This window comes from Bradyrhizobium sp. 23AC (assembly GCF_054863025.1).
This window is the reverse complement of record NZ_JAVAYN010000011.1, coordinates 69,759-95,950: the sequence shown is the minus strand read 5'-3', so window position 1 is coordinate 95,950 and position 26,192 is coordinate 69,759. Positions and strand designations below refer to the sequence as shown.

The 26,192-nt window shown below is 59.5% G+C and carries 18 protein-coding genes and 1 pseudogene; 12 read left to right on the top strand and 7 right to left on the bottom strand.

All coding sequences use genetic code 11. The features are described from left to right. Positions 1-199 precede the first annotated feature (199 nt). On the bottom strand, positions 200-1,570 hold the full coding sequence (locus RAD10_RS24465; protein ID WP_270163060.1) for a M16 family metallopeptidase: 1,371 nt from the start codon (positions 1,568-1,570) through the stop codon (positions 200-202). Next, the gene (locus RAD10_RS24460) at positions 1,567-3,000 is read right to left on the bottom strand and encodes a M16 family metallopeptidase (protein WP_461619521.1); all 1,434 of its coding nucleotides are present in this window, start codon (positions 2,998-3,000) and stop codon (positions 1,567-1,569) included. The genes RAD10_RS24465 and RAD10_RS24460 overlap by 4 nt, the downstream gene beginning before the upstream one ends. Positions 3,001-3,897: 897 nt before the next feature. Between RAD10_RS24460 and RAD10_RS24455 the strand changes: the two genes are divergently transcribed. The 4 genes from RAD10_RS24455 (at position 3,898) to RAD10_RS24440 (ending at position 9,881) form a co-directional block, all read left to right on the top strand. Further along, on the top strand, positions 3,898-6,228 hold the full coding sequence (locus RAD10_RS24455) for a prolyl oligopeptidase family serine peptidase (RefSeq protein WP_461619520.1): 2,331 nt from the start codon (positions 3,898-3,900) through the stop codon (positions 6,226-6,228). A 96-nt stretch (positions 6,229-6,324) separates the two neighbouring features. Next, positions 6,325-6,696, top strand: a complete 372-nt coding sequence (locus RAD10_RS24450) for a hypothetical protein (RefSeq protein ID WP_270163057.1) — start codon at positions 6,325-6,327, stop codon at positions 6,694-6,696. A gap of 816 nt (positions 6,697-7,512) precedes the next feature. After that, positions 7,513-8,085, top strand: coding sequence for a GNAT family N-acetyltransferase (locus tag RAD10_RS24445; RefSeq protein ID WP_027544434.1), 573 nt, complete (start codon positions 7,513-7,515; stop codon positions 8,083-8,085). Positions 8,086-9,356: 1,271 nt separating this feature from the next. Further along, complete coding sequence (locus tag RAD10_RS24440; protein ID WP_461619519.1) at positions 9,357-9,881, top strand: hypothetical protein; 525 nt, start codon at positions 9,357-9,359, stop codon at positions 9,879-9,881. Positions 9,882-10,218: 337 nt separating this feature from the next. Here the strand turns inward: RAD10_RS24440 and RAD10_RS24435 are convergent, their stop codons facing one another. The 3 genes from RAD10_RS24435 to RAD10_RS24425 form a co-directional block, all read right to left on the bottom strand. Beyond that, a complete protein-coding gene (locus RAD10_RS24435; RefSeq protein ID WP_270163055.1) occupies positions 10,219-11,127 on the bottom strand; it encodes a LysR family transcriptional regulator in 909 nt (302 codons plus the stop codon). 500 nt (positions 11,128-11,627) lie between these two features. Beyond that, positions 11,628-12,815: a diaminopropionate ammonia-lyase gene (locus RAD10_RS24430; RefSeq protein ID WP_270163054.1), complete on the bottom strand. Its 1,188-nt coding sequence runs from the start codon at positions 12,813-12,815 to the stop codon at positions 11,628-11,630. 143 nt (positions 12,816-12,958) lie between these two features. Then, positions 12,959-13,237: an AMP-binding protein gene (locus RAD10_RS24425; protein WP_270163053.1), complete on the bottom strand. Its 279-nt coding sequence runs from the start codon at positions 13,235-13,237 to the stop codon at positions 12,959-12,961. A 240-nt stretch (positions 13,238-13,477) separates the two neighbouring features. Here RAD10_RS24425 and RAD10_RS24420 point away from each other — a divergent pair, with 240 nt between their 5' ends. From RAD10_RS24420 to RAD10_RS24385, 8 genes and pseudogenes are all read left to right on the top strand, one after another. Then, positions 13,478-14,149, top strand: a complete 672-nt coding sequence (locus RAD10_RS24420) for a TetR/AcrR family transcriptional regulator (RefSeq protein ID WP_270163052.1) — start codon at positions 13,478-13,480, stop codon at positions 14,147-14,149. A 369-nt stretch (positions 14,150-14,518) separates the two neighbouring features. Then, on the top strand, positions 14,519-15,682 hold the full coding sequence (locus RAD10_RS24415; RefSeq protein WP_270163051.1) for an acyl-CoA dehydrogenase family protein: 1,164 nt from the start codon (positions 14,519-14,521) through the stop codon (positions 15,680-15,682). A 117-nt stretch (positions 15,683-15,799) separates the two neighbouring features. Next, positions 15,800-16,449: pseudogene (locus tag RAD10_RS24410) on the top strand (SDR family NAD(P)-dependent oxidoreductase). Then, a complete protein-coding gene (locus RAD10_RS24405; protein ID WP_270163050.1) occupies positions 16,446-17,717 on the top strand; it encodes an acyl-CoA dehydrogenase family protein in 1,272 nt (423 codons plus the stop codon). The pseudogene RAD10_RS24410 and the gene RAD10_RS24405 overlap by 4 nt, the downstream one beginning before the upstream one ends. A 993-nt stretch (positions 17,718-18,710) precedes the next feature. Continuing rightward, positions 18,711-20,537, top strand: a complete 1,827-nt coding sequence (gene glmS / locus RAD10_RS24400; protein ID WP_270163049.1) for a glutamine--fructose-6-phosphate transaminase (isomerizing) — start codon at positions 18,711-18,713, stop codon at positions 20,535-20,537. Positions 20,538-20,681: 144 nt separating this feature from the next. After that, positions 20,682-20,825, top strand: coding sequence for a hypothetical protein (locus tag RAD10_RS24395; RefSeq protein WP_270163048.1), 144 nt, complete (start codon positions 20,682-20,684; stop codon positions 20,823-20,825). A 1-nt stretch (position 20,826) separates the two neighbouring features. Continuing rightward, a complete protein-coding gene (locus RAD10_RS24390; protein WP_270163047.1) occupies positions 20,827-22,017 on the top strand; it encodes an efflux RND transporter periplasmic adaptor subunit in 1,191 nt (396 codons plus the stop codon). Positions 22,018-22,085: 68 nt separating this feature from the next. Further along, the gene (locus RAD10_RS24385; RefSeq protein ID WP_270163046.1) at positions 22,086-25,196 is read left to right on the top strand and encodes a multidrug efflux RND transporter permease subunit; all 3,111 of its coding nucleotides are present in this window, start codon (positions 22,086-22,088) and stop codon (positions 25,194-25,196) included. 259 nt (positions 25,197-25,455) lie between these two features. Here RAD10_RS24385 and speD read toward each other — a convergent pair whose 3' ends face one another. Both speD and RAD10_RS24375 read right to left on the bottom strand, forming a co-directional pair. After that, positions 25,456-25,848: an adenosylmethionine decarboxylase gene (speD, locus tag RAD10_RS24380; RefSeq protein WP_270163045.1), complete on the bottom strand. Its 393-nt coding sequence runs from the start codon at positions 25,846-25,848 to the stop codon at positions 25,456-25,458. A gap of 66 nt (positions 25,849-25,914) precedes the next feature. Continuing rightward, a complete protein-coding gene (locus RAD10_RS24375) occupies positions 25,915-26,079 on the bottom strand; it encodes a hypothetical protein (RefSeq protein WP_270163044.1) in 165 nt (54 codons plus the stop codon). Positions 26,080-26,192 lie beyond the last annotated feature (113 nt).

The following is a 26,192-nucleotide window of genomic DNA, read 5'->3' as shown; positions in this document are numbered from 1 at the left end:
GGCTTTGTTCTTTGTCCGGCCGCGCTTGAGGCGCAGGCGAAGCCGGGTCAGCATGTCGGGTTGGCGATGGCAATGTCGCGGGACGACCCGGAGCAGAGTGTACCAGCGTGGGCGCCGAGAATTACCAAGCATACATATCAATAACGCGGCGTCACTGAAGTTGATGGCCGGGACAAGCCCGGCCATCGACGTGCGCCAATCAGTCTGACTTCGGCGTCGGAACGCCGGCAGGCAGCGCCGCGGCTTGCGGTGCGCGGCCGACAATGACGGTGAGGAGGCCCTGGCCCCACAGTCGCTTGGCGGCCGCCTTGGCGTCGTCCAGCGTGACCGCATCGACAATGGCGTTGCGCTTCTCGATATAATCGATCGGCAGCTGATCATGCTGATCTTGCAGCAGCGCATGGGCCAGCTTGGAGGAGGTGTCGAGCGCCAGCATCTGCGAGCCCTTGAGGTAGGACTTGGCCTCGTCGAGCTCTTTTTGCGTCGGGCCCGCCTCGGCGATGCGGCGTACCTCCTTCTCGACGACGTCGATGGTGTCGCCGGCGCGGTCGGCGCGCGTGCCAGTATTACCGATGAACAGCGCCGAATGCTGCATCCATTGCAGCGAGTCGAACACCGAATAGGCGAGGCCCCGCTTCTCGCGCACCTCGCGATAGAGCCGCGACGACATCCCGCCGCCGAGGATGTGACTGACGACATCAGCTGCCATGAAGTTCGGGTCGTTGCGCTTCACGCCGGGACCACCGAAGGTGATCACGGTCTGCGGCACGTCGAACGGCACGAAGGCGCGCTGTGGCGGCTTTGCAGCTTCGACGTCGGGGACCGGCGCCAGATTGGCCTTAGCTGGCAGGGCGCCGAAGGTGTCGTCGAGCAACTTGCCGAGAGTGTCTGGATCGACGTCTCCGACGACCGCCACCTTCAGTGTGTCCTTGGCCAGCACGCGGCCGACATAATCCTTCATGTCGTCGATCGTGATGGCCGGCACACTCTCCAGCGTGCCATCGGTCTGCCGCCCGTAGGGATGATCGCCGAAGGCGACCTCCAGGAACTTGCGGTTTGCCAGCGACGTCGGGTCGGTGGTCTGGTGGCGCAGACCGGCGATCACGTGCGAGCGAACGCGCTCGACGTCGGCGGTGTCGAAACGCGGCGAGGTGAGCGCCGAGCGCAACAGGTCGAAGGCCTCGTCCTTGTTGTCGCGCAGCATGCGCAGGCTGCCACGGAAGGTGTCGCGGCTGGCGCTGAAGGAGAGCACGATGGCGCGGCGATCGAGCCGCTCATGGAACGTCTTGGAATCGAGATGGCCGGAGCCCTCGTCGAGGAGGTCGCCGACGAGATTGGCGACGCCGGGCTTGTCCCTGGGATCCTGCGCCGAGCCGCCGGCGAAGGAATATTCCATCGCGATCAGCGGCACGGTTGCGTCCTGGACGAACCAGGCCTCGATGCCGCCCGGCGAGATCAGGCGCTGAATCTTTGCGGCGGCCTCGGAGGGGAAGATCTGAGTCAAAGTGAGCGCTGCGCCGGCGGCCAACGACAGAACGATGCGTCGGGAGTGAAGGAAGGGATGGGTCACGAACGTTTCTCCTCGCGCTTGGTGGTAGTCTTTGCGCCAGTCTTGGCTGTGCTGGTGTCCTTGATCAGATAGCCGGTGACCGAGCGCTTCTTATCGAGCCATTTTTGCGCAGCTGCACGGACCTGTACGTCGGTGACGCCGCGAATTCGGTCCGGCCAGCTTCGGATGTCCTTGACGGAGAGCCCGGTGCTCAGCGCGCCGCCATACCAGCCCGCGAGCGCCGCCTGGTCGTCCTGGGCGTAGATCGCTCCTGCAATGAGGTGCGTCTTGACTCGCTCGAGGTCCTCGGCTCGGATCGGGTTCTGCGCGATGTCGGCGATGACGCCGTCGATCACCTGCTCGACCTCGGCAAAGCCGACGCCGGCTTTCGGCGAGGCCGAGACCGAGAACTGGGTCGGATCGAGCGAGATGCTGGAATAGCTGGCGCTGGCGGAGACCGCGAGCGGCTTGTCGGCGACGAGGGCGCGGTACAGATAGGAGTTGCTGCCGCCGCCCATCAGCTGCGCAAGCACGGCGATTGCCGCGCTCTCCCCGGGAGCCACCGTCCTCGCCGAGGGCACGAGGTAGAAGCGCTGCAGGACGGGCTGCTCGACGCGCGGGTCGGACAGCGTGACAGTGCGCGGGGCTTCCGGTTCAGGCTCCTGCGGGCGGACGCGCTGCGCCGGGATCGCGGGCTGAGCGGGGATGGGGCCGAAATTGCGTTCGACCAGCGAGCGGACTTCAGGGAGTTCGACGTCGCCGGCGATCACGACAATCGCGTTGTTCGGCGCGTAGAAGCAACGATAGAAGGCGAGCGCGTCCTCGCGACCGAGCTTCTCAATCTCCTGATGCCAGCCGATCACGGGCCGGCTATAGGGATGATTGAGATAGAGCGCGGTCGTGATCTGTTCGCTCAAACGCTCATTGGGACTGTTGGCGACGCTCATGTTGTATTCTTCGAGCACCACGTCGCGCTCGGGCAGTACGTTTTCGTCCTTGAGCACGAGGCCGGTCATCCGGTCGGCCTCCAACTCCATCACCGTCGGCAGCTGCTCGCGCGGGACGCGCTGAAAGTAGCTGGTGTAATCAAGTGAGGTGAACGCGTTTTCGTTGCCGCCGACGCGAAACACGGTCTTAGAAAATTCGCCGATCGGGTGCTTTTCCGTGCCCTTGAACATCAGATGCTCGAGAAAGTGGGCAAGCCCCGATTTGCCGGGCGTCTCGTCGGCGGAGCCGACCTTGTACCAGATCATCTCCGTGACCACGGGCGTGCGATGGTCCGGGATCACCACGACCTGAAGCCCGTTGCTGAGCGTGAAGCTGGCGGGCGGCGCCGACGTGAGCGTCGTCTGGGCAAATGCGCTGCCGGTCGAAAGACTGCAACTGGAGAGCAGTGCAGCAAGAACGCAAGCCGCCGATCGGTATGAAGGTGTTGGGATTCGTGTCAACATCCGAACCCAAAGATCCCAGGAGAAAGCACGATAAAGCGCTCGGCATTTGGCTCTATTATTGCCATCGACATAGTTCGTCAGCTGCTGGATCGGCATGGCTGTTCAAAAGCTCCATTTCGGTTTGTCAGGAATGAGGATGAGTGATGAACAAATTTCATTTCTCGGTGGCTCTAGACTCTCCGATCATCCAATCGAGAGTCTTTGCGTGTCCGCAGGACTATGTCGGTCCAACGCGATGCGCATTCCCCAAAAGCATTAGCTGTGCCAAAGAGAAAGCTTCGCAAATACAAAGATCAGCTCGCACAAGCGATGTTGCGTCTCCGACATGGTCGTACATCGGACAATGCCAATCTTCATTCCAACCATGGTTCAGGGAAGTGAACGCCTTTCAGACCCACCACCGCCCTCAGAAATAGAGCACGAGACTGATGGTGCCGCTCGAATTCTGACGCAAGTCAATTGCCCTCACACGGCACCCACTCAGTGTCACAGTACTGGAACGATAATGATTGCTCATCACCGAAGCGGCCTGGTAAATCCGCATCGTGGTAAGCCGCGCAATCGGACCCTCGTGCTAGTGATCCGGTGTTGCATTCACGGATGCGTCGCCCCTCTAGCTCATGTGATGCGCTCCCCTTTTGTTGTTTCGACTAGGCGGAGCTGCGCAGCATGACTCTTTGAGAGGCTGACGCGAAGATTGTTCTGGAGCAGCCGCGCGAGCCTGCACCGTAGAAGTCATTGACCAGCAACGGCGCGCTGTTGTCATATTTGATTACGAATATCGGTAGTTGACGGCGACGCAGAAGTCAGCGCCCATCACCCGTTTTGCCAATATCCATTTGCAGCGTATGACCTTGGGTCGCATCCTTGCGGCGTCTTCCGAAATCCCTCTGATGCATGCGTGGGAATGACTGTAAAAGCGCCAAGTACGAACTGCAGCTCGCCAGCGAACTGAAGGGCGCCGCGCCAACGTCAATGATGAAATCTGCGGAGCAGCGTTCACTTCGAAAGAATGAACTTGAATCGCATGCTGCGTCAGGTTGTAGGCTTCGTGTCTCGACCGAACCACATCATGCAAACCTCGATCGCAAATCGAAAGCGAACGCCAATGCCAGCCCTGGGAGTGAACGGGTGTCTAAAGCAAGCTCGCCGACAAAGTCGCAAGCTGGAGCGCCAACGCTCTCCGCTCCCGATGATGATCCCTATCTTTGGCTGGAAGAGATAGAGGGCCGGCGCGCGCTAAACTTTGTCGAGCGGCAGAACGACAGGACGTTGCGAGCGTTTGCCGGCGCGACCTTCGAGCGGGATCGCGACGTGCTGGCGTCGATCTACGATCGGCCGGACAATATTCCCTATATCGCGCGGCGTGGTGGCTATCTCTACAATGTCTCGAAGGACGCCAGCAATCGACGAGGCCTCTGGCGACGGACCACGCTAGACGAATTTCGCAAGCCGAACCCGTCCTGGGAAATCCTGCTCGATGTCGACCAGCTCGCGGCAAAGGAAGGTGAGGACTGGCTTCTGAACGCGACGGCTTCACTGCCGGGAGATCATCCGCGAACCATTGTGAGCCTGTCGCGCGGCGGCAGCGATGCCGTCGTCTTGCGCGAATTCGACCTCAAAGCGAAAAGCTTTGTGGCCGACGGCTTCACCCTGCTGGAAGCGAAGAGTAGCGCCACATGGGTCGATCCCGATACGCTGCTGTTGTCCAGCGCGCATGGAGACGGCATGGCAACCACATCGGGCTATCCGAGGACAGTGCGGTTGTGGCGCCGCGGCGAACCCGTGGATCGCGCGGCCGTGGTGTTCGAGACGACGCCCGATCGCATGTGGGCCTTTTGCGAAGTCGATCGGACTGGAAAAAGGCCACGCGTCTGGTTCTTCGATCAGCTGGACTTCTTCAATCTTGACGTCTGGCCCGGGACCGAAACCGGCGCGAGCATGAAGCTCGATCTTCCCTCCGACATCTGGCTCCAGGCGCACCGGGACTGGTTAATCGTCAAATTGCGCTCTGCATGGAGGATTGCCGGCGTCACCCACGCGCCTGACACCGCGCTTGGCATGTCGCTGTCGGCCTTTCTCGCCGGCGATCGCAACTTCACGGTCATTTTCGCGCCGCGCCCGCGCCGCGCGCTGCAGGGATTTTTCTGGGCCAGCGGCAAACTCGTGCTTTCCATCCTCGACGAGCTGCGCCCTTCATTCGAGACTTGGACGCCCTCGTCTGCGGGCTGGAGCCATGAGGAGCTGCGCGGCCTTCCCGGCATCGGCGTCGTCGACGTGTGGCCCCTCGATTGCGATCGGTCCGAAAGCAACGGCGACCTGCTTGCCTGTGTCCAGGATCCGCTCACGTCGCCTTCGCTGATGCTGATCGAACGGAGTGTCTCGAGCCCAATCGTGCTGAAGCAGGCGCCAAAGACGTTTAGCCCCGAGGGCCTTGTGGTTACGCAGCACGAGGCTATCTCGATCGATGGTGAGCGGATTCCATATGTGCAGACTGGTCCCGCCGCGGAGAGCGGCAACGCGCCGGTCCATATGAGCGGCTACGGCGGCTTCGGACTTTCGATGAGGCCGTACTACAATTCGGCCCTGGGCAAGCTCTGGTTGGAGCGTGGCGGCACGACCGTACAGGCGAACCTGCGCGGTGGGGGCGAGTTCGGCACACGTTGGCACGACGCCGGACGGCTTGCTGGCAAGAAACTGTCGCATGATGACTTCGCGGCGGTGGCCGCCGATCTGGTGCGTCGCGGCGTGACTGAGCCGAGGCGGATAGCCGCCGAAAGTGGGTCGAACGGCGGCATCCTCATCAGCAACATGCTCACGCGCTATCCGGCGCGGTTCGGCGCATTGTTTTGCACGATTCCTCTGATCGACATGCGTCGCTACACAAAGCTCCTTGCCGGTGCGAGCTGGATCGCGGAATTTGGTGATCCCGACAAGCCTGCGGAGTGGGAATGGCTCAAGACGTATTCCGCCTATCATGCGGCAAGACCGAGTCAAAACTATCCGCCGATCCTGATTGCCACCACGCGGCGCGACGATCGGGTTCATCCGGCGCACGCCCGCAAGATGGTCGCGAAACTGCAGGTGATGGGCTACGAGGCTTATTTGTATGAGGCAGCCGCGGGGGGCCACGGCTATGGCAGGGACAACAAGGAGCGTGCCAGCTTTCAGGTGCTTGGTTTTCGGTTCCTGAGGAGCAAGATCGGCTGGTTGGATGAAGAGGCCTGAGCGAGCTTCACCCTTAACCTACGGCAAGAAGTCTTGGGCGCAGACGGGGAGAGGGGTGCCGTCACTGCTCCAGGCTCTGGCGAAGGTGAGAACGCCATGAGAGTGGTAGAGGTATTCTACAGCGATAGTCGAAATGAGCGCGGCAAGGACATGCTCCACCGCTTAGGCCTCGATGACCGGGCCGAGGTGGATCTGCCGGGCCGGCCAAAAGCACGGCACGGCCCACGGAACGCCTTCGCGGCATTTTGGCTCAAGGCGTCGCGTCCTGCTTCGACAGCCGAAAAAGGGCGCGAAAGCGGACAGTCCGCATCATTGCTGCGCTTGCGCGGGCGTGCTCCTGATCGGCAAGTTCGGCCGTCAAACCTTCCCGAGATCGTCGGGCGCAACGCCGCCGCGGCCATCACTGCGGCACGTTACAGCTGGTCGCGCTCGACGAGGCTCGATGAGCGGCTTCGAGCAAGTCAATGAATGACTCCGACCGGAGAACAGGATCGATGAGATGGCGCAAGATGGTGTTTCGACCAAGGCTTCTTTAGCTTCCCCCAAATTCGAGGGATGCCTGCAACCGTGGTCGAGGAAACAAACGATCCGTTCGTCGCAAATATAAGAAAGCTGGTTTTTCAACCACGACAAAAATGAGTGCGTCTTCGACTCGCGCCGTAGTTCATTCTCTGAGACTATTGGCGCCAACCGGTTCGTTCATAGTGGTGGGGTGATGAGATCGAATGATGTCTTACGAACTCCACAACTCCGATCCACCCGGCACGATGCGACATGCGTGCCGTTTTGTTGACCTAATTCACATCGTGTCCTCGTGCTGACACCGGCGATCGTGAAACACTTAAACGATTGTTTGGCGTCGCATTAAACACCCGCCGGCCCGCTCGCATGGAGCAAAATGCTACCTGCGTCAATTGGCCGCCAGTTTGATCGAGCTCATCTAGCTCGCCAAGCAAAGCAGGATTCCACCGAACGACTCATAGGGGCGCCGCATCGGATGCGGAATGTGTTTGGTGACCCGGCCGTTGCGTTGGCCAAACAGCGCTCTAGCTTGAGGCCGGATTACAATCGAAAGCTCGCGTAGATCAGCGGGAAGGCAGGTTTCGATTATGTCTTGAGCCAGAACCATCAGCTAAGCGCCAAGTGAAAATCTAGCGACCTCTCAATGGTGTGAACGAAAGCGTCATTGGACTTTCAAAGTAACAGCATATCGACTTTGAGTTGATGGCTGCGGCAGCTTCTGTCTCCGTTGCTGCCGCTGAACCACGTGGTGGAGGATGTGACATGGTGAAGACGAGTGAGGTGTCCGTCGATGATGCCGCAACGGTGACTCAGATGGTCAGTGCTCTGCTTGCCGAACTTGGGGCCGGTCACGTGCAGGCCGGAGTGGATACTCGACTGGTTGCCGACCTGCTGGCCATGAAAGAGCGCATCTCGGGGTTTCTTGCTTTTACGGAGGAACGCCCCGTCGGCCTCATCATGCTATCGGAAAGTGCCGCCCTCTTTGCGCGCGGAACCTATGGCATTATCACTGAGCTCTACGTGGTGCCTGACCAGCGATCATCTGGTGTTGCGATGGCGCTCATCGACGCAGCCGTTACCCTTGGGGCGACAAAAGGCTGGGGCCAACTTGAAGTCGGGGCGCCAAGGCAGCCGATGTGGAGCCGCAGTCCCAACTCAGCATTGTACCTGAAGCTCGGCTTCTCAGAGATTGGCCCGCGTCTCAAATTGCCATTGCACGGCTTAGCTGGTCCACGTGGGCAGGGTAGTCCTGCGGCCCCATCGGGGCTAGATCCTCGGCGGCGACGCACACCGCGGCGCCGTATCCCGAATTCATCCGATGCAAGAGTTGCATAAATTGTGCGTAGCACATTCGGTGGATTGTGGCGGCTATGTCGTGCCGCCAGGCGAGGTTGATCTCTCACGGGGAAAGGCGGACATGCTCATTGGCGTCTTACACGACCGGATCGAGCATATGCCTAGCTAAGCCCTTCGCGGCTTTTTAATTGAAGCCTGCAAACGTGGAGGGCCCTCAGCCGAGCCATTCTTGCAGGCCTGAACTCCGACGGTGACTTCTATTTCTGACAACTCCATTTCGAATTGGGCCGGTCTGCACGATCAATCGCCATCGGATCGATCCTTGCGCTGGCGAATGCGTATGATGTCCCTATGGCGGCAGGACGATGCAATACCCGTCTCGCGAAGACAGCCCATACGCCGGTAAATTCCGGCAAAGGGAGTCCCGGGCCGCGATCAAAAGCCTCGGTGGCAGATGATTGCCGAACGTTCGCATTCTATAGACACCTGTTCGACCTCTCCCACCATCAATTATGTTACCACCTTGCGTTCTTCTTCGGGCGTCCGAGTCTTCAAATGAAATGCACACACCCTGAAGACGAGATCAGGACGCGAGTTAACGGTTGCCCTGCGCACAAGCGGGCCCCACAACGTAAGTTATCCATTGTCGCGATAAAGTTAGGCTCGAGACCGGGTTTGGAGTCTGCGTCTTTCTATTCACGATGCAGCATTTGTGCGTGATACCGCGTCTTGCGCAAGAAAGCGTTGAACGATTGAGGAGCGCTGGAGTGAAACCCACGATCTCTTTCATGCAGCCGCCGATTCGCAGGCCAAAGCGCAAGCGGAAAGCTGCATTTGACTGTCCGCGAAAATACCGGCATCTCGCGACAACGGGCTGAACTCGACGGGCCCCCGTGCAAGCCACGACTGGATATCTAAATTTCGGATAGCGAGGCATACAGCCCTGCTGTTGGTTCGCTCTCGAACAGCTCCGAACCGTTTTGCGGCGAAGAAGCGCCGAAAGCGGACAGGCGCTCCCAATAACGCTCGTGCAAGGAGATCACTGGAGTTCGACGAGAGCGATCTTGCCAAGATGGCAACTCCCTTTGGCACCGCTCACGCTTTGGATCGCAACTTCGGATCGTTCAGTTTCAAGGAAATATGGGTATCAGGGCCTCGCCGCGCCGGCTTGTTAATGCGCCTTATGGGATAAAACCATGCGCTCAGACAAAGTTGCGCAAGGCTGCACGCTCGGCTCCCGATGCTCTTGACCATTGCCCTTTATCGCGTCACGAGAAAAACCAACACGGATGAGAATGGCAGGCTCAGGGATGACGAATGTGATTGATCAAGTGAGCAGCTTGGAACCACCCTCTGTCTTGCACAGGTCGTCAAGACGTTTTGCGTCGGTCTTCGGGCTCGTGGCGGTGTCCATCGGCCTGTGCGCCGGAGCAGCCTATTATTGGATCAGTGTCGAAGAGTTTTTCGAGAAGCCGTTGGCTCATGAAGTCGTCCCAACGACAGGCCTGTCACCTGAAGATAGGGAGGCACTTTTGGAGATTCGGTCCGAGCAGCAGAAGGCAAGAGATCAAATTGGAGAGATAAATCGTAACATCGGTGCGCAGCAGGACGACTTGAAACGCATGGCAGATCAGATTGAGGCGCTGACATCGAGAATTGAGTTGTTGCAGAAACCGGCCGTCGCTGCCCCCGTTCTTCTCGCGCCTTCTTCTCCCCTGCCTTCCCATCCCGTTTCGAGCCCGGCCAAGCGAGCCGTCCAACCCGCTAAGCCAGAAGGGCCGGTCTCGGTCGGGGGTAAGCCACTGATCTCCGAACCGAGCACGAACCAGCGTTGAGGTTCAGGCGATGGCGTTCTCGTAAACGGTGTCGTGTTTCGGCGAAACGAAGACTGGCTGCGGGACGTTCGTCGACGAATGGAGATCGAGGACGGCGTCATCCGATTCCATTTTTTCCGAGAAAAGGGGTGTCGCAGCCTCCACCGAATTCGGTATGGACAACCTGCTCGAAGTCGGCCGGGTAGACAACGAAGATCCCGCCTGGCTCAAGCACTGACAGCCAAAATACCAATCAGGCTACCGCTCATGCGGATGCGTCTCAAGTCGGTGACTCGATAGATCGTGTATCACCACGTGCTGTGGTTGATTTTCGCCGCGCATTCAAGTTCAGGCGAACTCATGCGATGCGGGAGGCCTCCTGCACAAAAATGTTGCGCATCCAAATGCTAGCCGGATCAGCGTTGTGAAGAGCAGGCCACTGGACGGATTCGGTGAACGCAAAGTCCGGCAAAGGAGCTTGGATCGTCCGCAAGGGCATCGTGTTCTTGAAATGCTTGAACATCCTCGATGGCATTGTCGCTATGCGATCAGTTCCCAATATCAGGGGTGGGATCAGGCTAAAGCCCGGTACAGCGACTTCGACGCGAATCTTGAGATCATGCTCGAGCAAAAGCCATTCAGCGAACGAAGGTCTGATCGTCGGCCCAAATCTGGCCGTAACCTGTCCAATCGATAAGTATCGCTCCAATGTAAGCGGCTCAGCTAGCTGCTTGCTCTTGGGACAGCCGACGTACACGAATCTTTCGTCAAACAGCGGCATTTTGGGATGCGTGTGCGACATGAACAATTCCGGACAAACCAAGAAGTCAATCTCACCCCGCCGGAGAAGTTGATCGGGGTCCTCTTCGGGTGGCAGCAATTCGAAGGAGACGGTCGGAGCTTCCTGCGCGACGCGATCCACGACCTTTCGAAGAAACACGGTCATCATGAAATCTGACAGGATGATCCTGAAGCGACGAGTCGACTGCGCCGGCTTGAATCCGTCGGGGGAGATAATGGAGAGTTGGATGTGCGACAGAGCCTCCCGAACCGGGGCAGCAAGCGCTTCGGCTCGCGGCGTGGGCACAAGCTTGCGGCCCATCATCGTAAAGAGCTCATCGCGGAAATAGGCGCGCAACCGGGCCACGGCCGCGCTCATGGCCGGCTGACTCAGGTTGATTCGCCGCGCCGCCGCGGTGAGGTTCGGCTCCGTCATGAGAGCGTCGAACGCGACGAGAAGATTTAGATCGAGGCCGTTGAAACGCATGGTGCGAATTTATCCATCGTGTGGATGTGCTTCATCTAAACAATCGATTTTACCTGCTCACGGGAGTGCGGCAAAATTTTAGATGGAGTGTTAGAGTTAAGACATAGCAGTTCGATGACGAACTGCTGCATACAAAGGGTTGGAAAAGCTATACCAAGGTTTGCCGTGCGCGACCCGGCGACCGCCTGCCGCTTCTATATCAGCTACTTGCTTCCGTAGAATCGTGGGGCCCTCCGACTTCGCTTTGGGTTTGGCGCGAAACGCGAGCGGGCGACTGCAGCTATCAACTGTAGCTGCAAACCGGCGAAGGAATCGCGAACCATTCCAGAGTGGAGAATCGTGTTTGAAATCCACATGCAATGGCCGGTGGTTGCAAGGCATGTGAAAAACCGAAAGCCCTGTCTCATCGCGACCGCCGCAGACAGAGCGGTCACGCGCGGCCACTGCAAACCGCATAAACGTCGGACAACTCGGCATGCTATGTGCTCTCCTCCGTCGGTTCAGCCGGTCACGTCCTCGGGGCGAGCGCCCACGAGCTTCTCATAGAGCGCTGGATCAGTGGCGCCCTCGGTATTGATCAGGAAGACACGGGCATTTGAGTCGAGCCCGATCTCCGAACGACACGCTGGATCACCCGCCACCTTTGCCAATCCAGCGAGACCTACTGCGCCACTTTCGCCGGCGACGATCGCCGGATCCCCGTCGACGGGATAGGCAAGCGCCTTCATCATCGTAACCGCCTCGTCGTCCTCGACGGTCATAAAGGCATCGGCAACGCGCGAGAGAATGCGCCAGGCAACAAGTGATGGCTCGTAGCATTCAAGCATCGCCATGACGGTTGGTCTGTCGTGCGGCACCTTCACGATCTGGCCGGCCTTGGCGCTCTCGAGAAGGCAGGCGGCTCGATCCGGCTCCACCACAGTGAAGAAGGGCCTGTCCTTTCCGAATACAAGCGCAAAATGAGCGGCAGTCGCCGCAGCGATGCCGCCGACACCGGCCTGGACAAACACGTGGGTTGGAGGCGTTGGCAGCGCACCAAGAGCCTCACGAAGCAATGCTGTATAACCTTGCATAACGAGGTGAGGGATCCGTTCGTAACCTGGCCAAGATGTGTCGGAGACCACAATCCAGCCCCGTTCGCTGGCGATTTTAGATGCCGACGCAACGGAATCATCGTAGTTGCCCTGAACACGTTCGATACGAGCACCATACCGCGCGATCGCTTGGCAGCGCTCATCACTCACTCCAGCATGAACAAAGACAACGCAGTTTGCGCCCACGAGTTGAGCGCCTTGTGCAACGGATCGGCCGTGGTTGCCGTCCGTGGCGCACGTCAAGGTTATTCCAGCGGCGACTGTGGCGACTTCCGGTGAGCGCCACTCAGAAATGTCGACTGGACGGCCCCATCGTTGCGACGCGAGCCCAAGGACAAGCTGTATGACCGCATAGGCTCCCCCCAGTGCTTTGAAGCTGCCGAGACCCAATCGTTGTCCTTCGTCCTTGACGTGGATGGATCCGACATCCAGACGACGGGCAAGGCCAGGAAGTGAAACCATCGGGGTAGGGGCGGTCCCCTGCCTATGCTGGAGGAAGCGCTCCACTGCCTGGGCAGCCTCGATGCCGAGAGCATCGGCATCGGAGGAATCGAGCGGCAAGCGATAGTCACTGAGCGTATTGCGGAGCAGCATGGCGTTGTGTTGTGTTGACCAAATTCAGCGGCATACATACGACAGGGCATTGGCGAGGCCGCAGACTGGAGCGGTTCATTCCATTCCAGGCGCTTGATGTCAGGCTGCCTTCTCCGACCAATACCGATTACGCAATTCCTGCTTCATGAGCTTGCCTCGACTTCACTGGGGCTCAGCCGATAATTGATAGGCATCAGATACAGGCCGGAGCGCTGAGTGGCCCAGTAGATATCGAAGATCCAAGAGCTGTTGTCAGAGAGTAGGCCCACAACGTCGCCGGGCCGCAAGCCGGCGTCGAAGAGCCAGTTTGCAGCCCGTCGAGACCGATCCTCCAATTCGGCGTATGTCACGATCTCACCGGTTGCCGTCATGATGAGGGCAGGGCGGCCCGGATTTGTTAGTGCGTGGGTGCCCGGATACATCACACATCCCTGAATGTCGCCTTTCCACCGGAGAGGCGAAATTTGGATTTCCAACGGAATTGCCGCGACCGAGCACGCCCCCCTCCACGGGGGTACTGGCTGCATCGACGGGTCGGGCGAGCTCTGCAGCTCCCGGCCCTTGAACTGATTACGATCCGAGCCTAGTCAATAATTGACATTGACGTCATATTACTGGGTTCCGAGCTGGTGGTCAAGCGGCCGCGGTGCTATGGGTGGCAAATGCTGGAGACCGATTCTGCGTTGGAGCCGTTGGCCCCTGCCACCGCGAAGGGGGCAGCGATGCGTCAGCGCCTGCTGAACGCCTCCGCACGCGTATTCGCGCGCAAAGGATACGAGGCCACCCGGGTCCAGGACATCGTCAAGATCGCTCGAACGTCTTACGGCAACTTCTACCGGCACTTTCGAAATAAGGACGAGATTCTGCTCGCCGTGTTGCAACCATTGGTCGACGAGATCTTCGTCGCGAGTAAGCGAAGGTCGGGCCGATCATTGAAGGCAACCGAAGCCGAGTTCGTTGAGAATACGATCGCTTATCTCAAGATCTATGCCCGACATCGCAAGCTGTTGCGCGTCATGCGCGAGGCGGCGGCTCGCGGAGAGAAAGCAACATTCCTTTCTCTCTATGTCACGGAACGTAGCCGCTTCGTAAGGCGCACCGCGACTTGGCTGACTCGCCTTCAGGGATTGGGCGAACTAAGCCGTGAACTCGATCCTGAAATGGCTGCTGAAGTGCTCGGCGCCACGATGGAGCAGGTTGCCTATATGAAATTTGATCTCGCGTCGGAAGATCCAAGCGACGCGGAGATTGAGCACATAGGGTCACACTGCGCAAAGGTCTGGTATCGAGGCGTGTTTGGTGCCGCCAAAGACGATCCTGCGGCTCCCAACTAGCATCCGTTCTGCCATTGATGCGAGCGCGCGTGTCGCAGCCAAACAGGCGTGACGCTGCTCGTTCATGAAATCTGCCCAGTGATCGCGAACAGCGTTCGAGCGCTGACAATCATCAATAAAAAGCCAGGTGGACGGGCCTGGCCCTGCGCTCGATGGAGCCGGCTTGATGTGGCGGCTTGGCAGTAATATGACCTCAACATCACTTTTAGGCGTCGGGGCAGAAGCGCGGAAATTCAGCAGGGAGGAGCCGATCATTTCGGCAGAAAATGTAATGATGCCGGGTACTTCATTGTCCTTCCCTTTAGTGCTTAGCGCAGTCGCGCTCGCTGTCCTGGGCTCGTCTGGGCGAAAAATCGACAGGCGCGCGTCGTGATCCTGACTGAAACGCAAGCCGCTATTCGCGACGAAGTGCGCAAGTTCGCGCAGGCGCGCGTTGCGCCTTTCGCTCGCGACTACGAACAAGCCAAGGAATACCCCGCGCGGTTGTTTGAGGAGCTCGCGAGCCTTGGACTTATGGGAATGACAGCGCCCGAAGCGGCCGGAGGAGCCGGCGCCGACTACGTATCCTATGCACTCTCGCTTGTTGAAGTCGCCCCGGCCGACGGTGCGCTATCTACCATTTTGAGCATTCAAAACAGTCTGGTCGTTTCAGGCTTACTCAAGGACGGCACGCCGGAGCAGCAAGCAAGATTTCTGCCCTCGCTCATCTCTGGCCGAATGATTGGCGCATTCGCACTGACCGAGGCGGGAGCGGGTTCGGATGCCTCCGCATTGAGGACCCGGGCTGTTCGCGTGGGACACGGTTACAATCTAAACGGAGCGAAGCAGTTTATCTCGCCGGGGCGAACTGCCGGCCTTGCGATCGTGTTCGCCGTAACCGATCCTGCTGCAGGCAAGCGCGGCATCTCGGCTTTTCTGGTCCGCACCGACAGTCCTGGCTACAGCGTCGAGAGAATCGAACGCAAGCGGGGGCAGGCCGCATCCGACACCTGTGCCATTCGGTTCGACAACGTTTTCGTCGAAGATGCAATGCGGCTCGGTCCGGAAGGTGCCGGCTACTCCATCGCGCTCTCCAATCTTGAGGCCGGCCGCATCGGCATTGCGGCGCAATGCGTGGGAATGGCACGCGCCGCTCTCGACGCGGCGGTAAAGTACGCTGGCGAGCGAACGAGTTTCGGGTCGCCAATCATCGCGCATCAGGCCGTCGGGTTTCGTCTTGCGGATCTCGCCGCAAGACTGGAGGCCGCTCATCAGCTCGTGTTGCATGCCGCCGCGATGAAGGATGCAGCTCTTCTATGCCTCAAGGAAGCGTCTATGGCGAAGCTCGTCGCCTCCGAAACGGCCGAGGCGGTGGTTTCGGGTTCGCTGCAGACCTTCGGCGGCTACGGCTATCTGGAAGATTTTGCCATCGCGAAGATCTATCGAGATGTGCGCGTCTGTCAGATCTACGAAGGCACATCGGATATCCAGCGAATGGTCATTGCGCGAGACCTCCGAGGGCCGCAGCGCGCGACTAACAACGAAGTGCACTGAGGAGCCTCCATGTCAGATCCAGCCGTCATCGCAAGCTACGCAAGTACGCTCATTGGCGGCGGCGAAGCGATGGCGATGGCCATCGAAATTTGAACCTCGAGAAAACGGAAAAGGTGCATGCATATAAAGGGAACAGCCGCAATCGTCACGGGCGGCGCTTCCGGTCTCGGAGGCGTCACGGCCGAGCGACTGGCGGCCGCGGGCGCCAAGGTGACCATCTTAGATCTTAACGCCGAGGGGCGCATCCTGGTCAACTGCGCCGGCCTCGGCCCGCCCGGTAAGGCGATCGATCGAGACGGCAGGGCGCTACCGCTGCGCGACTTCGCCAGGACCATCAACATCAATCTGATTGGCAGCTTCAACATGCTGTCGAAGTTTGCCGCCCGCCTTCATACGGCCGAGCCGCACGGTGAGGAACGGGGCATCATCATCAACACTGCCAGCGTTGCTGCGTTCGATGGCCAGATCGGCCAAGCTGCCTATTCAGCATCGAAGGGCGGAATTGTCGGCATGACGCTGCCTCTTGCGCGTGAGTTCGCGCGCTATGGCATTCGGGTGATGACGATTGCGCAGGCATCTTTCGCAGACCACTGCTGATGTCCCTTCCTGAAGAGGCGCAGACGTCGCTTGGCAAGCAGGTGCCCTTTCCGAGCCGGCTCGGTCATCCGTCCGCATTCGCTTAGATGGTCGAGTCCATCGTCACCAATCCAATGCTCAACGGCGAAACAATCCGCCTCGACGGCGCAATTCGAATGGCACCGAAATGAGCGGGGTTGGCGTGGAGCGTACTCAACAGATTGCCAATCGCGTTGAGCGCTTCGTTCGGGACGTCGTGGTCCCGTTCGAGCGCGATCCCCGCCGTGATCATCATGACCGTCCCAAGGACGAATTGGTCACCGAGTTGCGTGAATTGGCGCGGGCGGCGGGCGTATTGACGCTACACATCCTGCCGACGGGTCGCACCTCGCAGGCGGAAACCGCAATCGTCCTGGCCAAGACAGGCCTATCGCCACTTGGCCCCCTCGCATGCAATACGGCGGCTCCCGACGAAGGCAATATGTACCTTCTGGGCAAAATTGGCTCGCCGGAGATCAAGGAGCGCTTTCTAAAACCGCTCGTCGAGGGGCGCGCTCGGTCCGCCTTCTTCATGACCGAACCGGCCGAAGAAGGGGAAGCTGGCTCCGACCCATCGATGATGACCACGACTTGTCGTCTGGACGGCAATCAGTGGGTTGTGAATGGACGCAAGGCGTTCATCACAGGTGCTCGCGGAGCCAAGGTCGGCATCGTGATGGCAAAGGCCGAGGAGGGCGCCTGCATGTTCCTGGTCGATTTGCCTGATCCAGCAATCACGATCGATCATGTGCCCAACACGATCGACAGTTCCATGCCGGGCGGTCATGCGGTCATAACCATCCGCAATTTGCGCATTCCGGCCGATCAAATGCTCGGGCTGCCGGGTGAGGGATTCAAATACGCGCAGATCCGCCTTTCGCCGGCCAGGTTGTCGCATTGCATGCGCTGGCTAGGCGCTTGCATCCGCGCCAACGAGATCGCGACCAGCTATGCCAACCGCCGGCAGGCGTTCGGCAAGACGCTCGTCGACCACGAGGGAGTTGGCTTCATGCTTACCGACAACCTGATCGACCTCAAGCAAGCCGAGTTGATGATCTCCTGGTGTGCGAGCGTCCTGGACGCGGGATCGCTCGGAACAAATGAGAGCTCGATGGCGAAGGTCGCCGTAAGTGAGGCGCTCATGCGGGTCGCGGATCGCTGCGTCCAGGTCATTGGCGGGACGGGTGTGACCAACGAAACCATCGTCGAACAGGTATTCCGCGAGGTTCGCGCATTTCGCATCTACGACGGTCCGACCGAGGTGCATAAATGGTCGTCAGCAAGAGGCTTGGGCGCTGTGGCACAAGACCGTTGCGGAGTTCATCGGGTTGCCTTCCCATCTCATGCTCTTTTGCGGCATGGCTCTGGGTTCCATAGATCGAGAACATCCGATAAATCGTCTGCGTACAGATCGTGCTGATCCATCGGAATTCATGACGATCCGGGGATTTTGATTAGCGAAGCTTCGACATCGAGCGTCCGCAACTGATCCACGGCGTCCCCAGGAAAGCCCGGAAGATCCATTTTGAGCAGTGACCCGATGTACGCCACATAAGAACGCTCAGCACTCTGACGCATGAGCATCTGAGGCGGGCCCGTGCGGGCCGGAGCTGCATAACGCCTTGAGCGCAGCTCGCCATACCAAACCTCTTTGACCAATTCGCGGGCTCGCCCGGCTCGTACAATAATGGAGGCCGGCGGTCTCGAAACCGCGAAGTCGCCAATGGCTACCGGCCGTGAGAAGCATTTTGACAACTATCCATTGTGTAGATGCGGCCCATCAACACAATCGATTTTACCAATCCTATAGGATCCCCCATAAGAAAACGTCCCGGACTGGAGAAAAGCCTTCGGCCAATCAGAATGGTGTTCGATCTTTGCCTAGAGCCGGAGGAATATTTTCGGTGCATGTCGAGCATCAATTCAAGCGCATTTTCAGTCCGGTCACGTGCTTGGGCGGTTACACCGCGCCGGTTGGAAGCGACAGGCGAAGCCCAAGAGGCTGCGTCGTTGTTTGCCAAATTCTCTTGTAGATCGGGCGCTGGACAACATCGAATTGCGTTCGAAATCGAGATCGGCCCTCTGTCGCCAACGTTGGCGGCGAATGTCCTCGCCGCAAATAGACGGTCGGTAGGCCTCCCACTGTCGACGGAAGCTGGGAATGTCTAACGGCGTGTCTCCTCCGAGACTGACTTCTGCCCGGTCACCGAAGGCGGCCGGGCCTCTTTTGCGGGCCGTGTACGAGCGACAGCTTGGAGATGGAAATCATCTATCCAGCTATGCGCTTCACCAAACTCTTGAGAAGTGGGCCGGGCCGTCGTGCTTGGCTCTCAACGCAACCAACGATGATGTCTCAAGAAAAGTGTAGCGGCTTTAAAGGCATTGTTCCTGAAATTGGGGGATATTGATCCGCATGTGTGGGATTGTAGGCATTTTGGGGCGCGCACCTGTTGCGGAGCGGCTAGTCGAAGCGCTCACTCGGCTGGAATATCGCGGCTACGATTCAGCGGGAGTCGCAACGCTCGACGGCAATCATCTTGAGCGCCGACGAGCCGAGGGCAAGCTGAAAAATCTTGAGACCAGCCTACGTCGCAATCCGCTGTCGGGTTACACTGGTATTGGTCATACCCGCTGGGCCACTCATGGCAAGCCTACGGAGTACAACGCGCATCCGCATACGACGGACAATGTTGCGGTCGTCCATAACGGAATCATCGAGAATTTTTGTGAGTTGCGCGCTGAACTTGAGCAGAATGGCGCCAGATTTGTTTCCGACACTGACACCGAGGTGGTGGCGCATCTGGTCGAATCCTATCTGAAGAATTGCTACTCGCCCCAAAAAGCAGTGCAAGAAGCCTTGCCGCGACTGAGCGGTACGTTTGCCCTGGTATTCCTGTTCAAGGGGCATTGCGATCTCATGATCGCCGCCCGGAAGGGATCCCCGCTCGCGATCGGCTATGGCAATGACGAGGTGTATATCGGTTCGGATGCCATTGCGCTCGCCCCGTTCACCGACGCCATCACCTATCTTGAAGATGGGGACTGGGCCGTGTTTACCCGCAAGATCGGCGTCATCTACGATTCCAAAGGCGCAGTCGCGCACCGCGAGACGCTGAAATTGGGTGTGTCGTCGTTCCTGGTTGACAAGGCGAATTATAGACACTTTATGGCCAAGGAGATCCATGAGCAGCCGGAGGTGGTCGGACAGACGCTGGCGCGCTATATCGACACGGCCTGCCAACGTGTTGCGCTGCCGGTCAAGCTGCCGTTCGACTTCAGAGAAGTCCGGCGCATCACGATCACTGCTTGCGGCACAGCGAGCTATGCGGGCAGCGTCGCAAAATACTGGTTCGAGCGCTTTGCGCGCGTGCCGGTTGAAGTCGATGTCGCGTCCGAGTTCCGCTACCGCGAATCGACTTTGCAAAGAGGTGATCTCGCGATCTTTGTTTCGCAGTCAGGCGAGACGGCGGATACGCTTGCCGCGCTCCGCTATGCCAAGGCGGAAGGGGCACACACGCTCGCCGTCGTCAACGTACCAACATCGACGATTGCTCGCGAGAGCGAAACCGTGCTGCCGACGCTGGCCGGCCCCGAGATCGGCGTTGCCTCGACCAAAGCCTTTACCTGCCAACTGATAGTGCTAGCCGTGCTTGGAGTCGCGGCCGCCAAGGCGCGCGGCGAACTGTCCGAGGATGAGGAGATCGACTTGGTGCGTGGCTTGGTTGAAATTCCTCGCCTGATGTCGGCAGCGCTCACCACCGAGCCGCAGATCGAGAGGCTTGCGAGCGACATCGCGAAAGCGCGCGACGTCATCTACCTTGGTCGCGGTACGAGCTTCCCGATCGCGCTAGAGGGCGCACTGAAGCTGAAGGAAATCTCCTACATCCATGCAGAGGGGTATGCTGCGGGCGAGCTCAAGCACGGGCCGATCGCGCTGATCGACGAGACTGTGCCAGTCGTGGTGATCGCACCGCGTGATCGTCTATTCGAGAAGACGGTCTCGAACATGCAGGAGGTGGCAGCGCGCGGCGGCAACATTGTCCTCATGACCGATGCCAAGGGCGCTGAAGAGGCGACACTGGATACGTTCGCCACCATCGTGCTGCCGGACATGCCGGCCGCCTTCACGCCGATGGTCTACGCGATCCCCGTGCAACTGCTCGCCTACCACACGGCCATCGTGATGGGCACTGATGTCGACCAGCCGCGGAATCTCGCCAAATCCGTGACCGTCGAATAGGGAGCCGGTCGATCGCTTCCGGTCCTCAAACTGGCCTAGACAATCATGTCTGAGCATTCACGTCTGGCCAGCCCGCTGAGGCTGGGCTGTAAATACGCCAGCGTCTCCCGCTCGCGACCTCGCCAAAAAGGGTGACAATGGATTATGAAGCAGTTTTCAAGCATCGACGAAGTCATGTTCTCCGATCTGATTCAGAACGTGACTGATGCGGACTTCACGACGCCGCAATTGCTTCGCATCTGGGCCACGCTTCGGCGCCCGGGGCAGGCGATTGCAGGATGTTCATGACATGAACATCGCGGCTGAACACGAGATTTCGGGCGAACCCATTGATAAAGCGCCCAAGCGCGCGGTCCGGCCGGTGCTCTGGTTCATCATCGTCGGCGTGCTGCTGGGCGCGCTGGTCGGTGGCCTCGTCTGGTTCAACTACTTTCGTGGCCAGATGATCAAGCAGTTCTTCGCCAACAACAAGCCGCCGCCGACCTCGGTCAGCGCAGCCGAAGCGAAGTCGGAGGTGGTGCCGAACCTGCTGACCGCGGTCGGCAGCCTCGTTGCCGTACACCAGGTCGACGTCAGCGCCGACGTCAACGGCCGCGTCACCGAGATCAAGTTCGAACCGGGCGCTCATGTCGAGGCCGGCATGCCGCTTGTGCAGCTGTTCGACGCGCCGGATCAGGGCGATCTTGCCAACTACAAGGCGCAGGCGACCGTTGCGCAGCTTTCGCTCGATCGCGCCAAGCAACTGGCTTCGCGCCAGTTCGGTCCGCAAGCGACCGTCGATTCCGCGCAGGCCGCTTACGACCAGGCGTTGGCCGGCATCGCCAAGACCGAAGCGCTGATCTCGCAGAAGCTGGTGCGCGCGCCGTTCTCGGGCGATCTCGGCGTCCGCAAGGTCGAGGTCGGACAGTATCTCACGGCAGGCACCGCGATCGTCTCGCTGACCGATCTGTCGGAGCTGTGGGCGAACTTCACGGTGACGGAAAAGGATTCGGGCAACCTCAAGGTCGGCCAGTCAGTCCGGCTGAAGGTCGACGCCTATCCGGCCCGCACCTTCGACGCAAAGATCACCACGATCGAGCCGCAGATCGCGACCGACACCCGTAACATCCGGGTGCAGGCGACGGTCGCGAATCCGGAGAAGATCCTGAAGCCCGGCATGTTCGTGACCACCACGGTGGTGTTGCCGGACAAGCCGGCGGTGGTCTCCGTTCCGGAGACAGCCGTCGACTACACGCTCTACGGCGACTCGGTGTTCCTGATCACCGAGAAGAAGGAAGAGGACGGCAAGACCGGCCTGAGCGCGGTGCTCACCTTCGTGCAGACCGGCAACCGGGTCGATGGTCGCGCTGAAATCGTCAAAGGCCTGAAGCCGGGCGACAAGGTTGTCGCCGTCGGCCAGCTCAAGCTGCAATCGGGCTCGGCCGTGTCGATTTCGACCGACCCGGCCCCGCAGATCCAGGCGAAGCCGCCGCGCCACTGACAATGCACTCGCGTGATCCGGTCTGACCGGATCACGTTCTTAAAACAAAAGAGATCGAGTTCGCCGCGATGACCTTTACCGATATCTTCATCAAACGCCCGGTCCTGTCGGTCGTCGTCAGTCTGCTGATCCTGCTGATCGGCCTGCGCGCGGCGATGGTACTGCCGATCCGGCAGTATCCGAAACTGTCGAACACGGTCATCAATATCACGACCGTCTATCCCGGTGCGTCTGCAGACCTGGTCCAGGGCTTCATCACGACGCCCATCGAGCAGGCGGTCGCTTCCGCCGAGGGCGTCGACTACGTTACCTCGTCCTCGGTGCTCGGCACGTCGACGATCCAGGTCTACATCAAGCTGAACTTTGACCCGAACCAGGGGCTCACCGAGGTGCTCGCCAAGGTGAATTCGGTCAAATATCTGATCCCGAAGGAATCCAACGATCCGGTCGTCACCAAGACCACCGGCCAGACCACGGCCGTGATGTATCTGGGCTTCTCCTCTGAGGAGCTGTCGGGCTCGGCAATCTCGGACTATTTGACGCGCGTCGTGCAGCCGGTGCTGTCGACCGTCGATGGCGTGGCGTCCGCCGATATCCTGGGCGGCCAGACCTTTGCGATGCGGTTGTGGCTTGACCCGATGAAGATGGCCGGCCACAACGTGTCCCCGGCTGATGTCGCGGCCGCGATCACCGCCAACAACTTCCAGTCTGCGGCCGGCCAGACCAAGGGATACCTCATCCTCTCGAACATCACGACGAACACAGGCCTGACCGACGTCAACGAGTTCAGGAAGTTGATCGTCAAGGCCAAGGACGGCGGCTTCGTGCGGATGGAGGACATCGCCACCGCCGAGCTTGCAGCCCAGAGCACGGATGCGAGCGTAGCCTTTAACGGCGAGCACGCGATCTTCATCGGCGTGAACGCAACGCCGCAGGGCAACCCGCTGACTCTTGTGAACGGTGTGCGTGCGCTGTTCCCCGAGCTCGAGCGCAATCTGCCACCGTCGATGAAGATGAAGGTCGCCTACGACTCGACCAAGTTCATTCAGTCCTCGATCGATGAGGTCGAGAAGACGCTGGGCGAAGCCATCATCATCGTCATCGTGGTGATCTTCCTGTTCCTGGGCTCGTTCCGCTCGGTGATCATCCCGGTCGTCACCATCCCGCTGTCGATGATCGGCGTCTGTACCCTGATGCTGGCGCTCGGCTTCAGCTTCAACCTGCTGACGCTGCTCGCGATGGTGCTGGCGATCGGCCTCGTGGTCGACGACGCCATCGTGGTGGTGGAGAACATCCACCGCCATCTGGAGGAGGGCAAGACACCGGTGCAAGCGTCGCTGCAAGGCGCGCGCGAAATCATCGGTCCGGTCGTCTCGATGACCATCACGCTAGCCGCCGTGTATGCGCCGATCGGCTTCCTCGGCGGTCTCACCGGTTCGCTGTTTCGCGAATTCGCCTTCACGCTGGCAGGCTCGGTGATCGTGTCCGGCGTCATCGCGCTGACGCTGTCGCCGATGATGTGCTCGGGGCTGCTGAAAAACACGGAGGAGGGCCGGTTTGCAAAACTGGTCAACAAGGTGTTCGGCGCCGTCACGCGCTGGTATGGCCGCAGGCTCGACCGCTCGCTCGACTATAAGGCCATTACCGGGCTGGTCGCGGTGACGATCCTTGGGCTCGTCGGGTTCCTCTACATGCACACCTCGAAAGAGCTCGCGCCCGAGGAAGACCAAGGTATCGTGTTCGCGGTGATCAAGGCGCCGAAATATGCCAACATCGACTATCTCGATTTCTATGGCGACAAGCTCGACAAGAAATTGCAAGGCTTTCCTGAGACCGATCTGCGCTTCGCGCTGAACGGCATCAACGGTCCCCAGAGCGGTATCGCCGGCATGTTGCTGAAGCCGTGGGATGAACGGAAGCGCTCTTCGATCCAGTTGGTTCCGCTGGTTCAGGCCGAGCTCAGCAAGATCGAGGGCGTCCAGGCGTTCGCCTTCAACCTGCCGCCGCTGCCCGGTGGACCCGGCGGCCTGCCGGTGCAGATGGTGATCAATTCGACCGCGGGCTTCCAGGCCGTCTATGAGCAGATGGAGAAGCTGAAGGGCGCCGCGCGCAAGAGCGGCATGTTCATCGTCACCGATAGCGATCTCGCCTTCAACCAGCCGACCGTGAAGGTGAACGTCGACCGCGCCAAGGCCCAGGATCTCGGCATCAACATGCAGAACATCGGCAGCGCGCTCGCGATCCTGGGCGGCGGCAATTACATCAATCGCTTCAACCTGGAGGGCCGTTCCTATCAGGTGATCCCACAGGTACCACGCAGCCAGCGGCTCTCGCCGGAAGCGCTCGGCAATTACTACGTGGCGACCAGCACCGGCCAACAAGTGCCGCTATCGACGGTGGTGTCGATCGAAACGTCGACCGCTCCGAATTCATTGACCCACTACAACCAGCTTGACTCGGCGACCTTCTCGGCCGTGCCGATGCCCGGCGTAACCGTCGGCCAGGCCGTCGACTTCCTTGAAGGTGAAGCCAAGAAGCTGCCGCAGGGCTTCAGCCACGACTACCTTGCCGACTCCCGGCAATACGTGCAGGAAGGCAACCAGCTCGCCGTCACCTTCAGCTTCGCGCTGATCATCATCTTCCTGGTGCTGGCGGCACAGTTCGAGAGCCTGCGCGACCCGTTGGTCATCATGATCTCGGTGCCGATGGCGATTGTCGGTGCGTTGATCCCGCTGTTCTTCGGCGCAGCAACCATGAACATCTACACGCAGGTGGGTCTGTTGACCCTGGTCGGCCTGATCACCAAGCACGGCATCCTGATGGTGGAGTTCGCCAACGAGCTCCAGCTCAACGAACGGCTTGACCGCCGCTCGGCGATCGAGATGGCGGCTCGCATCCGACTGCGGCCGATCCTGATGACGACGGCCGCGATGGTCACCGGCCTGATCCCGCTTCTGACCGCGACCGGCGCCGGGGCGGCCAGCCGCTTCTCGATCGGGCTCGTGGTTGTCGCTGGCATGTCGATCGGCACGCTGTTCACCCTGTTCGTGCTGCCGGCGGTCTATGTGGTGCTCGCGGCCGACCACCGTCCCCCAGGCCAGATCCGTGCGGAACAAGCAGCTCGAAGAGCTGAGTCTCGGCTCGAAGGCGATGCGGCTGACCTGAGGGCGCTCGATTGAAGATCCAAAACGGCAATGGCCATTGCCAAGGCGCATCCGCGCCGAAGCAAGTGCTAGTTGTGGCAGAGGGGCGCTACCATTGGGCAGGCTTGCGCCATAAGTCCGTGCAATCTTTAATGATGGTCGATATTGACGGCCAACAAATAAGCATACGTCAGCAACCCCCGCGGTCGAGTTTTGATGCTAGAGTTAGTCCAAGATATTTTTTCGATTGAGGCAGCGAGCTCGATGCCCTCACCCGAGGGATCGACCATCTGCTTCAACTGGTTGGCTTGATTGACACACCTCTCCGGAAGCTGCGAACGTCCGACCGTTCAGGCTGAAAGGCCTCAACTAGTACTGGCACGGCGCTCGCAGGATTGCTGTCGCCACATACGAAAACATCAACGGCCGCGTAGGACCTCTCAGGCCAAGTATGTAAGGTCATGTGCGATTCAGCCAACAACGCTATTGCCGAGACGCCGTTGCCCGGACAAAACTTATGAACATGGAGGTGGAGTAATGTCGCACTCGCCGCATGGATGGCTTTTCGGATGGCGTCTTCCGCAAGGTCCGGATCGTCGAGGTTTTTCGCTCCCCATAGCTCGATGAGCATATGCGTCGCACCGGTTGAAAGAGCCGGTGGTACTTCCTCTTCGTTATCAATAATCATTAAGCAATCTCCGTTGAATTGACGGCTCAATAAGAAGAGCTGTTCGGGATCTAGGTGACGAGGTGATCAGCCCGCGTGTTTTGCCGGTACGTGAATGACCTCAAAACCGCCGTCGAATCCGACAACTGCGATGACCTTAGGCAACTGATTTGTGCCTTTGAGCCGACGCCGAGTCCTTGATGTGGCGATCAGCTGCTCGAGCACCATCGGCTTGGCGGTGATTGGCGACAAGATGTCCCTCGTCCGCCTTTGAGCGCTTGACGACTGCCCTCCAGCGGCTGTGGAAACGACGCTGGTCTCGTGGAAACGGTAACATGTGTTTGCATTGGATCTTGCACAATCGA

Bases quoted from the DNA above. Each gene is read 5' to 3' on its own strand.
- RAD10_RS24445 (WP_027544434.1), top strand. From the start codon at position 7,513: ATGGTGAAGACGAGTGAGGTGTCCGTCGATGATGCCGCAACGGTGACT.
- glmS (WP_270163049.1), top strand. From the start codon at position 18,711: ATGTGTGGGATTGTAGGCATTTTGGGGCGCGCACCTGTTGCGGAGCGG.
- RAD10_RS24395 (WP_270163048.1), top strand. From the start codon at position 20,682: ATGAAGCAGTTTTCAAGCATCGACGAAGTCATGTTCTCCGATCTGATT.
- RAD10_RS24440 (WP_461619519.1), top strand. From the start codon at position 9,357: ATGACGAATGTGATTGATCAAGTGAGCAGCTTGGAACCACCCTCTGTC.
- RAD10_RS24420 (WP_270163052.1), top strand. From the start codon at position 13,478: ATGCTGGAGACCGATTCTGCGTTGGAGCCGTTGGCCCCTGCCACCGCG.
- RAD10_RS24385 (WP_270163046.1), top strand. From the start codon at position 22,086: ATGACCTTTACCGATATCTTCATCAAACGCCCGGTCCTGTCGGTCGTC.
- RAD10_RS24425 (WP_270163053.1), bottom strand. From the start codon at position 13,237: ATGTATCCGGGCACCCACGCACTAACAAATCCGGGCCGCCCTGCCCTC.
- RAD10_RS24430 (WP_270163054.1), bottom strand. From the start codon at position 12,815: ATGCTGCTCCGCAATACGCTCAGTGACTATCGCTTGCCGCTCGATTCC.
- speD (WP_270163045.1), bottom strand. From the start codon at position 25,848: ATGATTATTGATAACGAAGAGGAAGTACCACCGGCTCTTTCAACCGGT.
- RAD10_RS24435 (WP_270163055.1), bottom strand. From the start codon at position 11,127: ATGCGTTTCAACGGCCTCGATCTAAATCTTCTCGTCGCGTTCGACGCT.
- RAD10_RS24450 (WP_270163057.1), top strand. From the start codon at position 6,325: ATGAGAGTGGTAGAGGTATTCTACAGCGATAGTCGAAATGAGCGCGGC.
- RAD10_RS24455 (WP_461619520.1), top strand. From the start codon at position 3,898: ATGCGTGGGAATGACTGTAAAAGCGCCAAGTACGAACTGCAGCTCGCC.
- RAD10_RS24460 (WP_461619521.1), bottom strand. From the start codon at position 3,000: ATGTTGACACGAATCCCAACACCTTCATACCGATCGGCGGCTTGCGTT.
- RAD10_RS24390 (WP_270163047.1), top strand. From the start codon at position 20,827: ATGAACATCGCGGCTGAACACGAGATTTCGGGCGAACCCATTGATAAA.
- RAD10_RS24405 (WP_270163050.1), top strand. From the start codon at position 16,446: ATGAGCGGGGTTGGCGTGGAGCGTACTCAACAGATTGCCAATCGCGTT.